Source organism: Endozoicomonas gorgoniicola, assembly GCF_025562715.2.
In the GTDB taxonomy this organism is placed as follows: domain Bacteria; phylum Pseudomonadota; class Gammaproteobacteria; order Pseudomonadales; family Endozoicomonadaceae; genus Endozoicomonas_A; species Endozoicomonas_A gorgoniicola.
Genome location: NZ_JAPFCC010000001.1, coordinates 2,892,436 through 2,907,093, shown reverse-complemented (window position 1 = coordinate 2,907,093; position 14,658 = coordinate 2,892,436). Strand labels below are relative to the sequence as shown.

The following is a 14,658-nucleotide window of genomic DNA, read 5'->3' as shown; positions in this document are numbered from 1 at the left end:
ATGATCAATAGCATGTCTGAAAGTACGCTGTATGTCGTTGCAACCCCAATTGGTAATCTCGGGGATATGACACCCAGGGCCGTTGAAGTACTCCGGCAGGTCGATGTGATTGCGGCTGAAGATACCCGGCACAGTAAAAAACTGATGAGTCATTTTGGCATCAGTACGCCAATGGTTCCCTGCCATGACCATAACGAGCGTCAGCAAACGACGAATCTTATTGCCCGTCTGGCAAAAGGGGAGTCGGTGGCGCTGGTGAGTGATGCCGGTACTCCGCTGATTTCCGATCCGGGCTATTTTCTGGTTCGGGAGGTGCGTGAGGCTGGCTATCGTGTCGTGCCGGTGCTGGGTGCCTGCGCCCTGATCGCGGCACTGTCGGTGAGTGGTCTGGCGACGGACCGGTTTTATTTTGAAGGTTTTCTGCCAGCCAAACCTTCGGGGCGGCGTAAAAAACTTCAGGAGTTGTCTGGCCTGACTTCTACCTGGGCGGTTTATGAGTCAACGCACCGGATTCTGGATAGTCTTGCTGACTTTAAAGAAGTGCTGGGGGCAGCCCGTTACGTGGTGCTGGCCAGAGAGTTAACCAAGACGTTTGAGACGGTACTGGCAGGTACGGTTGCCGACGTTGAAAAAATTCTTCAGGAAGATTCGAATCAGTGCCGTGGAGAGTTTGTCGTACTGGTTGAAGGTAATAAGGAAGAGAGAGAAACGGCTGTAGACCCGCATACGGCTCGTTTGCTCGAGCGCCTGATTGAGGAGTTGCCGCCGAAAAAAGCAGCGGCTGTTATCGCGGATGTAACGGATTACCGTAAAAAAGAGTTATATAACCTGGCTTTGGAAATGAAAGCTTGATTCGTTGTCGTTAGCTCTATAATATTCGCCGCCGCGAGTTGGCTGGGCAGTCGCTGCGTGGAGATTATCAGCATTGGCTGGTGTATCCATGTGGAGGAAAGTCCGGGCTCCGAAGGGTAGGGCGCCAGATAACGTCTGGGGGGCGAAAGCCTACGGAAAGTGCAGCAGAGAGCAGACCGCCTAAGTCTTCAGCCGAAGACCGGTAAGGGTGAAAGGGTGCGGTAAGAGCGCACCGCATGACTGGTAACAGTTCATGGCATGGTAAACCCCGCCTGGAGCAAGACCAAATAGGGACCCTACAGGTGTGTACCCGCACCGGGTCCGGGTAGGTTGCTTGAGGTGTCTGGTGACAGGCATCCCAGATGAATGATTGCCCAGGCTGGTCAGGATTTATTCTGACTGGCTGGACAGAACCCGGCTTACAGGCCAACTCGCTTTTTATTCCTCTCTTTTTTGATGAAATGTTATTTTCATCAGTCTTTCTGAGCAGCAAAACCGTGCTTTTAAATTGTGGCTGCCTGTTGTGGATCAGAAACTGTGGATCAGAAACTGTGGAGCAAGTTGTGGAAAAAAATTATCCACAATAACTTTTCCACATCCGTTCAACACGCCTTTTTTATTATCCACTTCATTTATTGTCTGATGGAGTTGCTCTAGCTCCTTCATTTTCAAAGATTTTTCACTGTTGTTCATTCTGTAATGTTATTCACAGATTGACATTTTCCTGACGTTGTTGGTAGTTGCCCTGCTTGACGTGGGTTTTTCAGATTTCTATAGTGTCCTTGAGTGGCGTATTGTGGATAAAAGTGGGTTTAATTGGTTTATACTCCGGTGTGGTGGTGTTTTTGCCCGGTGATACACAGCAGCCATGAAGACGATATTTTTTGTATGAAAGCAGTATTTCCGGCTTGCAGCTGTTAATTTGCCAGCTTCAGGTCGTTTGCAAACTCAGGGCTGTTATGTAGAAAAATCCTGGAATTAAGGAGAGAGATTTGTTTCGCGGTGTAAACGCTATCAATCTCGACGCCAAGGGACGACTGGCAATTCCTACCCGTTATCGGCAGGGGTTGAAGGATCGTTGTGCCGGTTGCCTGGTCGCAACGATTGATACCGACGAGCCGTGCCTCCTTATTTATCCGGTTGATGAATGGGATGCTATCCAGAAAAAAATTGAAGCATTGCCCAGCTTTCATCCCATGACCCGCCGTATACAAAGACTTCTTATCGGTCATGCCACTGATCTGGATATGGATGGCAATGGTCGGGTTTTAGTCCCTCCACTGCTAAGGGATTATGCCGGACTGGGTAAAAAATGCATCTTGCTTGGGCAGGGTAAAAAGTTTGAACTCTGGGATGAAGACTGCTGGAACCAGCGTCGCGATGACTACCTGCGGGAAGCCAGCGACGCCGAAGAGGTTCCTGTTGAACTACAGTCTTTATCCCTCTGATTGATTTAACTCTGACTTAAAGAGTCATCGTAGTAAGTGATGAGTAATACAGATAAGCACATTACCGTGCTGTTGGATGAAGCCGTAGAGGCTGTGTTAACTGACCCCCGGGGTGTCTATGTCGATGGCACCTTTGGCAGGGGAGGTCACAGCAGGGCTATCCTTGACGGGCTGGCCGATGAAGGCCGGCTGTATGGTATTGACAAAGATCCAGGGGCGATTGCTGTCGGGACTGAACTGGCTGAGCGTGATGAACGTTTTACCATTCATCACGGCTCTTTTATCGAGCTGGATGAGATGCTGAACGGAACCCTGGTAGACGGGGTGCTGCTGGATCTGGGGGTGTCGTCTCCGCAGCTCGATACACCTGAACGTGGATTTAGCTTCATGCAGGACGGTCCGCTGGATATGCGTATGAACACCTCTGAAGGTGAGAGCGCCGCTGACTGGATTAACCGGGCAGAGGAACAGGAAATCAGTAAGGTGATCTGGGAGTACGGTGAAGATCGCTTTTCCAGACGAATGGCGCGCGCCATCGTGGCAGCCAGGGTTGAAGAACCGATTACGACCACAAGGCGCCTTGCTGAAATTATTGCTGCAGCCTGTCCGACCCGTGAAAAGGGCAAGCATCCGGCCACCAGAGCATTTCAGGCAATACGTATTCACATTAACCGTGAGCTGGATGACCTGGTGGAATGCCTGGATAAAGCACTCGAAGTGCTGAAACCCGGTGGCCGGCTGGTGGTCATCAGTTTCCACTCACTGGAAGACCGCATTGCCAAGCGTTTTATTCGCAAGCATGCAAAAGGTGATGAGCTGCCAAGCTGGTTGCCAGTGCGGGAAGATCAGCTGAACAAGAGAATGAAGCCTCTGGGTAAGGCGATTAAGCCCGGTAAAACAGAGGTAGACGCTAACCCACGAGCGCGTAGCGCCGTAATGAGGGTGGCCGAGAAACTGGTTTGATCCTATGGATAAAGAGCCGTTATTAGCGTTGTTTAATCGTGCCAATGTCCTGGCAGGAGCTTTGCTGCTGCTGGTGTTGGTGTCGGGTGTGGCTGTCAGTTATGTCGGCCATGAAAACAGACGGCTCCATAATGTTCTCCAGCAGGAGCAGGAGAACCTGAATACTGCCCAGGTAGAGTGGGGCAAGCTGTTGCTTCAACATGGCATGCTGACCTCGCCGGGGCGTATTGAATCATTAGCCAGGGGAGAATTGGGAATGAATGTTCCGGATTCCGGGCGTATCGAAGTGGTGGCTCCATGAAGGCCAGCACTCGCAAAAGTAATAAAAATACCAGAAAAAATGCCAGAGCCGGAAAAAGCCTGCACGGTTACCCTGCCCGGTATCGAATCCTGAAAGGTCTGTTTGCTCTCGCCGGAGTGGTTATTCTGTCGAGGGTTATGTTTTTGCAGGTATACGACAGCCGTTTTCTTCAGCAGGAAGGCAATAAGCGTGCAGTGCGTTATGAATCCATTCCTGCACACCGGGGGGTCATTTTTGACCGAAACGGTAAAATGCTGGCGGTCAGCGCTCCGGTCATGACTCTGTGGGGCGACCCCCGGCAACTGATTGATCAGCATGAACACTGGCCAGAGCTTGCCAGAGCTTTGGACATGCCAGCATCGGAGCTGGCGACCCGCATACGAAATAATGCCAGTAAGGAATTTATCTACCTCAAGCGGCAGGTGACGCCGGAAGAGGGGATGGCGATTCTGAATCTTAATATTCCCGGTGTGAACAGCTACGACGAGCATAAACGTTACTACCCAATGGGGGAAGTGGCAGCTCATCTGGTGGGTATCACCGGAATTGATGGCAAAGGTCAGGAAGGTCTGGAGCTGGGTTACGACAGCTGGCTGACGGGTAAACCCGGAACCCGGCGAACGTTAAAGGATCGTCGTGGACGGCTGGCCAAAGAGGCGGAAATCACGAAAAGTGCTGAACCCGGTAAGGAGATCATGCTCAGTATTGATCTGCGGCTTCAGTATATGGCTTATCGTGAGCTGAAAAAGGCTGTTACCGAGCTGAAAGCCAGTTCCGGTTCACTGGTTATGCTGGATATCGAAACCGGCGAGGTGCTGGCGATGGTCAATCAGCCCTCTTATAACCCCAATAACCGTTCTGGTATGCAGGCTTATCGCATGCGCAACCGCGTAATGACCGATCTCTTTGAGCCTGGTTCAACCCTGAAGCCTTTCACCGTTGTTGCCGGTATGGAGTCCGGACGCTACAACCGGGATACCGAGATTAAAACCGGTAACGGTTATATGCGGGTCGGGCGCAATGCCGTTCGTGATCTGAATGGCTATGGCACCATTGATGTGGAAACCGTATTGGTTCGTTCCAGCAATATCGGTGTCAGTAAAATTGCCATGGATGTCGGTGCAGACAGTGTGATCAGTGTGATGCGGCGTATTGGACTTGGGCAGAGTGTGGGAACCGGCTTTCCCGGTGAACGGACGGGCTTTCTGCCTTATAGGGATCGCTGGAGCGATTTTGAATTATCGACGCTGTCCTTTGGTTATGGTCTGACGGTTACGCCATTGCAGCTGGCTCAGGCCTATATGGTGCTGGGTGCGGGTGGTGTGTTGCGTCCCATTTCTTTGATCAAGCGCGACGTACCGCCACAGGGGAAACGGGTGATTGACGAGCAAGTGGCTAAAGAAGTGCTGGGTATGCTCAGTTCTGTGGTTAGTCAGGGTTCCGGGCGCAGGGCTTCTATCCCCTCTTACCCGGTCGCTGGTAAAACCGGTACGGTACGCAAGGTCGGTGGCAGCGGCTACTCTGAGGACCGTCATGTTGGTTTATTTGCGGGTGTTGTGCCGGCAGATAACCCTAAACTGGCAACCGTTGTCATCATTGATGATCCGGCGGGTGAGAAATATTACGGTAGTCTGACAGCCGCTCCGGTGTTTTCCAAGGTGAATGCCCAGGCATTGCGAATGCTTGGGGTTAAGCCCAGACATAAAGATGTGTTGACAGCGAAAGTGGGTGGCTGGTTCAGGTATGTCCTTAACGACGCAGGTTAGTAATTTTCTATGAAGAGCCGCTCATGGCTATTTAAACGGCTCACGGCTGTTTAGAGCCAGGGTACTCCAAAGACAAGCAGGAAGGTAATGGCTGATAGCCCATTAAGTACACTCAACGAAGTATTGGCGGTTCTTGACTGTCCGCCTCTTGAACTCGATAAACCGATATCCGGATTAGCCCTCGACAGCCGCAAGCTGATCGGGGGTGAGTTGTTTCTGGCGGTTCCCGGACTGGCTGTCGATGGACGCAAGTACATCGATGCGGCGGTTGCTGCGGGGGCGGCAGCTGTGATTGCTGAATCCGAAGGTGAACAGGAAACAACCATTAAATGGGTTCATGCCGAGGCAAATAATGTGCCGGTTATTTTTGTATCGGGCCTGAAGGAGCGTATCGGTTTTCTTGCTGATCGTTTCTATCGGCAGCCTTCTGCAAATTTGAATGTGGTGGGTATTACCGGGACTAACGGTAAAACTTCCTGCTGCTGGTTTATTGCCCAGTTGCTCTCTATGTTGCAGCAACCCTGTGCGGTCATGGGCACCATCGGCAAAGGGGTGCCACCGTCACTGGAGCCCTGCCTTAATACCACAGCTGACCCTGTGTCTCTGCACCAGTATATGGCTGAACTGGGTGCCAGTGGTGTGAAAGCCATGGCCATGGAGGTGTCTTCCCACGGTCTTGACCAGGGAAGAGTGGACAGTGTTCAGTTCGATATTGGCGTGTTCACCAATATCAGCAGGGATCATCTGGATTACCACTGCACGCTGGACGCTTATGCAAGAGCCAAGTCGCTGTTGTTTGCCGGTGGTCGTGTGAAGCAGGCCGTTATCAATCTGGATGATGACTACAGCGGCATGATGCTGAAAGCCTGCGGCAGTCAGACGCAGGTGCTGACTTACTCCACGTCTAATCCTGAAGCCGATGTTTATGCTGAAAGTTTTGCTTTGACGGCTGATGGCGTGTTGAGTCAGATACACACCCCCTGGGGTAGTGGTCAGATGCACACGTCGTTGCTGGGACGTTTTAATCTGGAGAACCTGCTGGCTGTCCTGAGCTGTGTCTGTATTCAGGGTTATGCCTTTGATCAGGTTTTGCCGCTTATCTCCCGTTTGACCACTGTTCCGGGGCGTATGCAGCGCTTTGGCGGCAGTCGCAAGCCAATTGTTGTGGTGGATTATGCCCACACTCCTGATGCCCTTGGGAGCGTACTGGAAGCGCTGCGTGAACACGGTGCCAGTCGTTTGACTTGCGTGTTTGGCTGCGGTGGCGACCGGGATCGGGGCAAGCGTCCGTTGATGACCCGTGCGGCGGTCAGCGGCGCTGATAAGGTGGTGGTGACCAGTGATAATCCCCGCAGTGAAGATCCCGGTCAAATCATTGCCGATGCCGTCCATGGTGTTGATTTTGGTGAGGTTAGTGTTGTGACTGAGATTGACCGCGCCAAAGCCATTGCCAGTACTATCGCTGAAGCGCAGAAGCGTGAAATTGTAGTGGTGGCGGGTAAAGGGCATGAAGACTATCAGGAAGTGAAAGGTAAACGTCTTCCGTTTGACGACAGAGATCATGTTTCTCGTGCGCTTTCACGATGGAGAGAATTATGATCCGGACTTATCAACTCTCGGAACTGGCTGCAGAGCTTAACGGACGTTTACACGGTAATGATATGGGCATTTCGGGTATCAGTATTGACTCCCGCTCTGTCATGCCCGGTGAACTGTTTATTGCTATCAAGGGTCCCAACTTCGACGGGCATGCTTATGCGGGCAAGGCTCTGGAGTCCGGAGCAGCTGCCGTACTGGTACAAGAGCCGCCTGTTGATGCAGAGGGTGGCAGTTACATCCTTGTAGACGATACGTTGAAAGCGCTGGGGCAACTGGGAGCCTTTAACCGCAATCAGGTGGATATTCCGTTTCTGGCGATTACGGGTTCCTGCGGTAAAACATCGGTTAAAGAGATGCTGGCGGCCATTCTTGATCAGGAAGGTTCAACGCTGGCGACCTGTGGCAACCTGAATAATGCCTTTGGCGTTCCTCTGACGCTGTTTTCTGTGAAGGCTGACAACCAGTTTGCTGTTATTGAACTGGGAACCAGCTCTCCTGGTGAGATTGGTTATATCTCGGAACTTACCCGCCCCGATGTGTCGGTGATTACCAATGCCGCCGAAGCGCACCTTGATGAGTTGGTCAGTGTTGAGGGGGTTGCCCAAGAGAAGGGTTTTATACTGGATTCCCTGTCGCCTGAAGGGACGGCGGTTTTAAATCTGGATGACACTTTTTTCTCTGACTGGCAGCAGCGGGCGTTATCCGGGAGTAAGCAGCGGCAGGTGTTGTCATTCAGTCTGAGCAATCCGGACGCTGATGGTTACGCCAGTCATATTGAAACCACCGCTGAAGGTATGCGTTTTACCCTGAATTTAAACGGTGAATACAAGGCGCTGACTATTGCGTTCTGGGGGCAGCATCAGGTTCAGAATGCCTGTTGTGCGGCTGTTGCAGCTTTTGCTGTGGGGATCGGACTGGACAAGATCGTTCAGGGGCTGGAAAATGCCCGCCCTTACCAGCGTCGTGGACAACGGTTTCAGTTAGACGATCAGACGCTGGTGATTGACGAAACCTACAATGCCAATCCTAAGGCGACTCTGGCGGCGATTGATCAGCTGGCAGAGTGCAAAGGCCACAGGGTTATGGTGCTGGGGGATATGTTTGACCTTGGGGCGGTTTCACAGCAGAGGCATCTGGATGTGGGCGCCTATGCCCGGGACAAGGGCATTGAAACGTTTGTTGCACTGGGTGATGCTTCCCGGCAGGCGGTGTCTGCCTACGGTAGTGCCGGACGTCATTTTGAAACGAAAGAGTCTCTTGTGGGCTGGTTACAGTCTTTGCTGACGGAGCTGGATGCTTTGCCGGTGACTGTGCTGGTAAAAGGTTCACGGGGGATGGGAATGTTGGATATCGTAAGATCCCTGGTGGGATCTGACTATAAGGGAGAGCGCTGACAATGCTGCTCTGGCTGGCGGATTTTTTATCCCAGTACTACCACGGTTTTGCCGTGTTTAAATATTTAACGCTCAGGGGCATTCTTGGCGTATTGACTGCCCTGGCCTTAAGCCTCTGGCTTGGGCCGCACATGATTCGTCGTCTGAGCTATCACCAGATTGGCCAGTCTGTCCGTGATGACGGGCCGAAATCGCACCTCAGCAAAGCGGGAACCCCAACCATGGGTGGCGCCCTGATACTGGTGTGTATTGCTATCAGTACCCTGTTGTGGGCGAATCTGGAAAATCGTTATATCTGGGTTGTGCTGCTGACAACCGGTGTTTTTGGCATCGTCGGCTGGGTCGATGATTACCGTAAGGTGGTTGAGAAAAACTCCCGGGGGCTGCCTGCCCGCTGGAAATTTTTCTGGCAGTCGGTAGCCGGTTTCGGTGCGGCAATGTTTTTGTTTATGACTGCGCCCGGTATTGCCGAAACCTCGCTGATTGTTCCGTTCTTTAAGAGTGTCACCATCGCCCTTGGCCCGTTTTTTGTCGTGATCACTTACCTGACGATTGTCGGTACCAGTAATGCGGTGAACCTGACGGATGGCCTTGATGGACTGGCGATTATGCCAACCGTTATGGTGGCCTCAGCCCTGGCTATTTTTGCTTATCTGAGCGGTCATGCGAATTTTGCCCAGTATCTCCATATTCCGTTTATCTCCGGTAGTGGTGAGCTGATTGTATTCTGTGGTGCCATTGCCGGAGCCGGCCTGGGCTTTCTCTGGTTTAACACCTATCCCGCCCAGGTCTTTATGGGCGATGTCGGTGCACTGGCTCTGGGGGCGGCACTGGGTACGGTTGCAGTCATTGTCCGGCAGGAAATTGTGCTGATCATTATGGGCGGTGTATTCGTTATGGAAACCGTGTCGGTTATTTTGCAGGTGGCTTCTTTCAAACTGACCGGGCGTCGTATTTTCCGTATGGCTCCCATTCATCACCACTTTGAGCTGAAGGGCTGGCCGGAGCCACGGGTCATTGTTCGCTTCTGGATCATCACGCTGATTCTGGTGCTGATCGGTCTGGCAACGCTGAAGCTTCGCTAGGGATTAAGGCAGATTTATGGGGTCGGAACTGATCGCTTCAAGTTGTTCACGGGTTATCGTCGGTCTGGGCAAGACCGGCCTGTCCTGTGCTCGTTATCTGTCTGGAAAGCAGCTGCCTTTCAGGGTGATGGACACCCGGGCGCAACCACCGGGCATTGATCAGCTGAAGGCTGAGTATCCAGATGTTGAGGTGTATACCGGTGGCTTTAACCAGGAGTGGCTGAACAACGCTGATGAGCTGGTGGTTAGTCCCGGTATTGCTGTGGCTGAACCGGCTATCGCGGAGGCGGTGGCCTGTGGCGCAAGGGTTGTCGGTGATATCGAACTGTTCTGTCGTGATGCTGAAGCCCCGATTGTTGCCATTACCGGTTCAAATGGTAAAAGCACTGTCACGACGTTGCTCGGAGAGATGGCTGAGGCAGCCGGTATTCAAGTGGGCATTGGCGGCAATATCGGAACGCCTGCCCTTGAGTTGCTTGAAAAAGGTAACTGTGAACTCTATATCCTTGAGTTGTCCAGTTTCCAGCTTGAAACCACCTGGTCTTTGAAAGCTGCGGTGGCAACGGTGCTTAACCTGAGTCCTGATCATATGGATCGCTACCCGTCCATGGTCGAATACCATCAGGCCAAGCAGCGTATCTATAAAGGCTGTAAAAGTGCGGTATACAACAAGCAGGACGCGTTGACGACACCTCTGCTCCCTGCTGCGGTAAGTGGTGTGGCGTTTACCGCCGGAAAGCCTGATTTACACGACTACGGCCTGTTACAGAATGGTGATACCACCTGGCTGTGTAAGGGCGTAGAGAAGCTACTTGACAGTTCACAGATGAAGCTTTGCGGACAGCATAATCAGACAAATGCCCTGGCGGCGCTGGCGCTGGGTGAGCAGGTCGGGATTCCCCTGAGTGCCATGTTGTCAGTATTAAAGCGTTTTACCGGTTTAGAGCATCGCTGTGAATGGGTAGCAGAGCAGGATGATGTGGTCTGGATTAATGACTCCAAGGCGACCAATGTGGGGGCAACGGTTGCAGCCATTGAAGGGCTTGGTAGTACCATCAAGGGAAAACTGGTTCTGATTGCTGGCGGTGACGGTAAAGGCGCAGACTTTTCTGAACTGAAACAGCCTGTCAGCCAGTTTGTCAGAAAGCTGGTGTTAATGGGGCGTGATGCGCCTGCTATTGAACAGGCGGTGGGTGATACAGTGTCGTCTGAGTACGCACAGGGCCTTGATGAAGCGATTGAGGTAGCTGCCAGAGTCAGCCAGCCCGGCGATATCGTGCTGCTGGCACCCGCTTGCGCCAGCTTTGATATGTTTGCCAGTTTTGAACAGCGTGGTGACCTGTTTCGTCAGCAGGTGGTCGGGTTTCTTGGCTCTCTGTCGGAAAGCGGGAAGCCAGTATGACAATCCATCAGAAGCTGCTACAGGAATTCAACAATAATGGCACCAGGGCCAGCCTGATTGACCTGCCTTTGCTGGGTGCCATATTAGCGCTTCTGGTCGTTGGTCTGGTGATGGTCAGTTCGGCCTCCATGAGTGAATCTGACAGTATTTACAATAATTCTATGTACATCCTGTTCAAGCAGTGCCTGTTTGTCGGAGGTGGCCTGTGTTGCATGCTGTTCATGTTGCTGGTGCCTGTCAGAAAAATACAGCAGCACAGCTGGCATTCACTGGCTATGGGGATTGGTCTGCTGGTTCTGGTGCTGTTTTTCGGACGTGAAATAAACGGCAGTGTGCGCTGGATACCACTGGGAGTATTCAACCTTCAGGCATCGGAAGCGGCTAAATTGTGCATTGTCGTATATCTGGCGGACTACCTGGTACGACGCTTGCCTGAAGTCCGGACCCAGTGGATAGGCTTTTTAAAACCGCTGGCGGTACTAATCGCTTCCGCCATGTTGTTGCTGGTGGAACCGGATCTCGGTGCTGTTGTTGTATTGATGACTGCATCAATGGGCATGATTTTCATGGCAGGTGCCAGAAAGGCTCAGTTTACCGTTTTAATCATACTGCTGGGGCTTGCCGTTGGCCTGCTGATCTGGATAGAGCCTTACCGGATGGCTCGCCTGGCCTCTTACCTTGACCCCTGGGGTAATGCTTTTGGCAGCGGGTATCAGTTAACACAGGCGCTGATTGCTTTTGGTCGCGGTGAGTGGTTTGGTGTTGGCCTGGGTAACAGTATTCAGAAGTTGTTTTACCTGCCGGAAGCGCACACTGATTTTGTGTTTGCTGTTCTTGCTGAAGAGTTTGGCGTTTTTGGCTGTACAGTCGTTGTACTGCTTTTTCTGTTTATTTCCTGGCGGATTTTACAGATTGGTTTTCGTTGTGAACAGAAAGGTTTGCTGTTCCATGGCTATGTCGCTTATGGGTTTGCCCTGTTGTTCGGTGGCCAGGCGCTGATCAATATTGGTGTCAACACTGGGCTGCTCCCTACCAAGGGGTTGGCGTTACCGTTAATCAGTTATGGAGGCAGTAGTCTGTTGATTAACTGTCTGGCGTTTGGATTTTTGTTACGAATTGATTATGAGCGACGCTTGTTCAATGTTAAAGACAAACCTGCGGAGCAACGCAGGCGGTCAGCCAGCCGGGGAGGTCGCCATGTCTGAGCATTCCTCTGCGGTAAAAAAACCAGTCATTGTCGTGATGGCAGGTGGTACGGGGGGGCATATTTTCCCGGCTCTTGCAACAGCACAGGAGCTGAAAGCAAGGGGGTTTGCTATCCACTGGCTGGGAACGCCAGGCAGTATGGAAGCAGAGCTGGTACCAAAGTATGGCTTTGATATCAGCTTTCTGCCGGTTACCGGGCTGCGGGGAAAAGGGCTCAGCTTCCTGCTGAAAGCCCCCTGGCGAATTTCTGTCTCCCTGCTGCGCGCGGTCAGGGTATTGCGGCAGCATAATCCAGTCTGCGTGCTGGGTATGGGCGGGTATGTGACAGGGCCTGGTGGTCTTGCTGCCCGCCTGCTGGGCGTGCCGTTGGTGATCCATGAGCAGAATGCTATTGCCGGATTGACCAATAAAGTACTGGCTCGTATTTCCAGCCGGGTGCTGGAAGCGTTTCCGGGTACCTTCCAGAAGACAGGTATGAGTACCAAAAAAGTATTTCACACTGGCAACCCTGTCAGAAACGATATCCACAGTGCTGTGCAAAAGCTGGAGCAACGTGGTGAAACGCCTGTTCGGTTACTGGTGGTGGGCGGCAGTCGTGGTGCGCAGGTGTTCAACCAGACGGTGCCAGTCGCTCTGTCCTTATTGAAAGAATCGCTGAAAGAGCAGCAGAACGAATCGCTGAATGAAAAGCCACAAACGGTCGCAGAAGAGTCGCTTCAGGTCTGGCACCAGACAGGCAAGGGCAAACTTGATACAACCAGACAGTTATATTGTGACCACGGTGTTGATGGCCGGGTTGAAGAATTTATCGATGATATGGCAGAAGCCTACGACTGGGCTGATCTGATTCTCTGCCGGTCAGGTGCGTTAACAGTGTCTGAGCTGGCTGTCGCCGGACGCGCTTCGATACTCGTCCCCTATCCCTGGGCGGTTGATGATCATCAGACCGCCAATGGGCATTATCTGGTTGAACAGAGTGCAGCTCTGATGATCCAGCAAAACGAATTTAACCAGGGCAGTTTGGCCAGGATGTTACAGGAATTAATTGCAAATCGTTCACGGCTTGAGCAGATGGGGGCAGCCGCCCGCTCTATTGCCCTGCCTGAGTCCACCCGGCAGGTGGCAGAGCACTGTCTGGAGGTGGCTGATGTCTGATAATCGAATGTTTCCGGTAACCCCGGTGCCGGAAATGCGTCGTATACGCCGCATTCATTTTGTCGGTATTGGTGGTACCGGAATGTGCGGCATTGCTGAAGTTCTGTGCAATCAGGGTTACGAAATATCCGGATCGGACATTCGGCAGTCACCAGTAACCCGTCGTCTGGAAGGGCAGGGTATCAAGGTGTTCATTGGGCATGACGCAGGTCATGTCCATGGTGCGGATGTAGTGGTAACGTCGACAGCAGTAGCCGGTGAAAACCCTGAGGTGATTGAAGCCAGGGCATTGCGCCTGCCGGTGGTACCCAGGGCGGAGATGCTGGCTGAGCTGATGCGTTACCGTCACGGTATTGCCGTGGCCGGTACTCACGGTAAAACAACAACCACCAGTTTGCTGGCATCGGTATTTGGTTATGCAGACCTTGATCCGACCTTTGTGATTGGTGGTCGTCTGAATTCTGCGGGTACCAACGCCAAGCTGGGAGGCAGCCGGTATCTGATTGCTGAAGCTGATGAGTCGGACGCTTCGTTCTTGCATCTGCAGCCCATGGTATCCATTGTGACCAATATTGATGCGGATCATATGGAAACCTATGAAGGTGACTTTGGTAAATTAAAGAAAACCTTTGTGGACTTTCTGCATAATCTGCCTTTTTACGGGTTGGCTGTCGTATGTATCGATTGTCCTGTGGTGCGTGAACTGTTACCGTCGATTAAACGACAGATTATCACTTATGGTGTGAGTGAAGAAGCTGATGTTCGCGCTGTTAATATACGTCAGGAAGGCATGAAAACCCGGTTTGATCTGGTGCGTCGTCAGTCGGGTGAAACGGTTGATATGGAACTGAACATTCCCGGGCATCACAATGTTCTCAATGCCTTGGCAACGTTCGCAGTGGCATCCGATGAAGGCATTGATGACACAGCTATTCGTGAAGGATTAAGGCAGTTTCAGGGTGTGGGTCGACGCTTTCAGGTACAGGGGCATTATCGTCACATTAATAATGAAGGTGTTGCCGGCGACATCATGCTGGTAGACGACTACGGCCATCACCCGACAGAAGTAGCGGCAACCGTTGGCGCGATTCGCAACGGCTGGGCTGATAAACGACTGGTCATGTTGTATCAACCTCATCGTTATTCACGCACGCGTGACTTGTATGAAGACTTTGTTGACGTGCTGTCCAGGGTTGATGTTCTGTTACTGATGGAAGTCTATGCAGCGGGTGAAGAGCCTGTCCCCGGGGCAGACAGTCGCAGTTTGTGCCGCAGTATTCGTCAGCGGGGGCAGCTGGATCCGATTTTTGTTTCTGATCCCGACGCGCTTGACGATATTCTATCCGGCGTATTGCACGACGGCGATCTACTGTTAACCCAGGGAGCGGGTGATATTGGCGCGCTGTCTCTGAAGCTTAGTGAGAAATTAGGAGAGCCGGTGTAAATTCGCCGGCGATAAGTGAAAATGAAGTCCATGCCACAAGCAG

General features: G+C 52.2%; 12 protein-coding genes and 1 other RNA gene. All 13 read left to right on the top strand.

The window, feature by feature from the left end:
• Nucleotides 1-12 precede the first annotated feature (12 nt).
• Nucleotides 13-852 (top strand): 16S rRNA (cytidine(1402)-2'-O)-methyltransferase, encoded by an 840-nt coding sequence (gene rsmI / locus NX722_RS13295; RefSeq protein WP_262568401.1) that lies wholly within the window; start codon nucleotides 13-15, stop codon nucleotides 850-852.
• A gap of 34 nt (nucleotides 853-886) precedes the next feature.
• An RNA gene (rnpB, locus tag NX722_RS13290) (RNase P RNA component class A) lies at nucleotides 887-1,290 on the top strand.
• Between the two features lie 554 nt (nucleotides 1,291-1,844).
• Entirely contained in the window at nucleotides 1,845-2,300 is a 456-nt protein-coding gene (gene mraZ, locus NX722_RS13285) for a division/cell wall cluster transcriptional repressor MraZ (protein WP_262568400.1), read from the top strand.
• Nucleotides 2,301-2,339: 39 nt separating this feature from the next.
• Complete coding sequence (gene rsmH, locus NX722_RS13280; RefSeq protein ID WP_262568399.1) at nucleotides 2,340-3,263, top strand: 16S rRNA (cytosine(1402)-N(4))-methyltransferase RsmH; 924 nt, start codon at nucleotides 2,340-2,342, stop codon at nucleotides 3,261-3,263.
• A gap of 4 nt (nucleotides 3,264-3,267) precedes the next feature.
• Complete coding sequence (gene ftsL / locus NX722_RS13275; protein ID WP_262568398.1) at nucleotides 3,268-3,564, top strand: cell division protein FtsL; 297 nt, start codon at nucleotides 3,268-3,270, stop codon at nucleotides 3,562-3,564.
• The gene (locus tag NX722_RS13270) at nucleotides 3,561-5,330 is read left to right on the top strand and encodes a peptidoglycan D,D-transpeptidase FtsI family protein (RefSeq protein ID WP_262568397.1); all 1,770 of its coding nucleotides are present in this window, start codon (nucleotides 3,561-3,563) and stop codon (nucleotides 5,328-5,330) included. The genes ftsL and NX722_RS13270 overlap by 4 nt, the downstream gene beginning before the upstream one ends.
• An 87-nt stretch (nucleotides 5,331-5,417) precedes the next feature.
• The gene (locus NX722_RS13265) at nucleotides 5,418-6,929 is read left to right on the top strand and encodes a UDP-N-acetylmuramoyl-L-alanyl-D-glutamate--2,6-diaminopimelate ligase (RefSeq protein ID WP_262568396.1); all 1,512 of its coding nucleotides are present in this window, start codon (nucleotides 5,418-5,420) and stop codon (nucleotides 6,927-6,929) included.
• Entirely contained in the window at nucleotides 6,926-8,323 is a 1,398-nt protein-coding gene (locus NX722_RS13260) for a UDP-N-acetylmuramoyl-tripeptide--D-alanyl-D-alanine ligase (RefSeq protein ID WP_262568395.1), read from the top strand. The genes NX722_RS13265 and NX722_RS13260 overlap by 4 nt, the downstream gene beginning before the upstream one ends.
• 2 nt (nucleotides 8,324-8,325) lie before the next feature.
• On the top strand, nucleotides 8,326-9,408 hold the full coding sequence (mraY, locus tag NX722_RS13255) for a phospho-N-acetylmuramoyl-pentapeptide-transferase (protein WP_262568394.1): 1,083 nt from the start codon (nucleotides 8,326-8,328) through the stop codon (nucleotides 9,406-9,408).
• 16 nt (nucleotides 9,409-9,424) lie between these two features.
• Nucleotides 9,425-10,810, top strand: a complete 1,386-nt coding sequence (gene murD, locus NX722_RS13250; protein WP_262568393.1) for a UDP-N-acetylmuramoyl-L-alanine--D-glutamate ligase — start codon at nucleotides 9,425-9,427, stop codon at nucleotides 10,808-10,810.
• Nucleotides 10,807-12,015 carry a putative lipid II flippase FtsW gene (ftsW, locus tag NX722_RS13245; RefSeq protein WP_262568392.1) on the top strand — a complete coding sequence of 403 codons (1,209 nt, stop codon included), beginning with the start codon at nucleotides 10,807-10,809 and terminating at the stop codon, nucleotides 12,013-12,015. Before murD ends, ftsW begins: the two co-directional genes overlap by 4 nt.
• Complete coding sequence (murG, locus tag NX722_RS13240) at nucleotides 12,008-13,171, top strand: undecaprenyldiphospho-muramoylpentapeptide beta-N-acetylglucosaminyltransferase (RefSeq protein ID WP_262568391.1); 1,164 nt, start codon at nucleotides 12,008-12,010, stop codon at nucleotides 13,169-13,171. Before ftsW ends, murG begins: the two co-directional genes overlap by 8 nt.
• The gene (murC, locus tag NX722_RS13235; protein ID WP_262568390.1) at nucleotides 13,164-14,615 is read left to right on the top strand and encodes a UDP-N-acetylmuramate--L-alanine ligase; all 1,452 of its coding nucleotides are present in this window, start codon (nucleotides 13,164-13,166) and stop codon (nucleotides 14,613-14,615) included. Before murG ends, murC begins: the two co-directional genes overlap by 8 nt.
• Nucleotides 14,616-14,658: the final 43 nt, after the last annotated feature.

Bases quoted from the DNA above. Each gene is read 5' to 3' on its own strand.
- rsmI (WP_262568401.1), top strand. From the start codon at position 13: ATGTCTGAAAGTACGCTGTATGTCGTTGCAACCCCAATTGGTAATCTC.
- rsmH (WP_262568399.1), top strand. From the start codon at position 2,340: ATGAGTAATACAGATAAGCACATTACCGTGCTGTTGGATGAAGCCGTA.
- ftsL (WP_262568398.1), top strand. From the start codon at position 3,268: ATGGATAAAGAGCCGTTATTAGCGTTGTTTAATCGTGCCAATGTCCTG.
- NX722_RS13270 (WP_262568397.1), top strand. From the start codon at position 3,561: ATGAAGGCCAGCACTCGCAAAAGTAATAAAAATACCAGAAAAAATGCC.
- NX722_RS13265 (WP_262568396.1), top strand. From the start codon at position 5,418: ATGGCTGATAGCCCATTAAGTACACTCAACGAAGTATTGGCGGTTCTT.
- NX722_RS13260 (WP_262568395.1), top strand. From the start codon at position 6,926: ATGATCCGGACTTATCAACTCTCGGAACTGGCTGCAGAGCTTAACGGA.
- mraY (WP_262568394.1), top strand. From the start codon at position 8,326: ATGCTGCTCTGGCTGGCGGATTTTTTATCCCAGTACTACCACGGTTTT.
- murD (WP_262568393.1), top strand. From the start codon at position 9,425: ATGGGGTCGGAACTGATCGCTTCAAGTTGTTCACGGGTTATCGTCGGT.
- ftsW (WP_262568392.1), top strand. From the start codon at position 10,807: ATGACAATCCATCAGAAGCTGCTACAGGAATTCAACAATAATGGCACC.
- murG (WP_262568391.1), top strand. From the start codon at position 12,008: ATGTCTGAGCATTCCTCTGCGGTAAAAAAACCAGTCATTGTCGTGATG.
- murC (WP_262568390.1), top strand. From the start codon at position 13,164: ATGTCTGATAATCGAATGTTTCCGGTAACCCCGGTGCCGGAAATGCGT.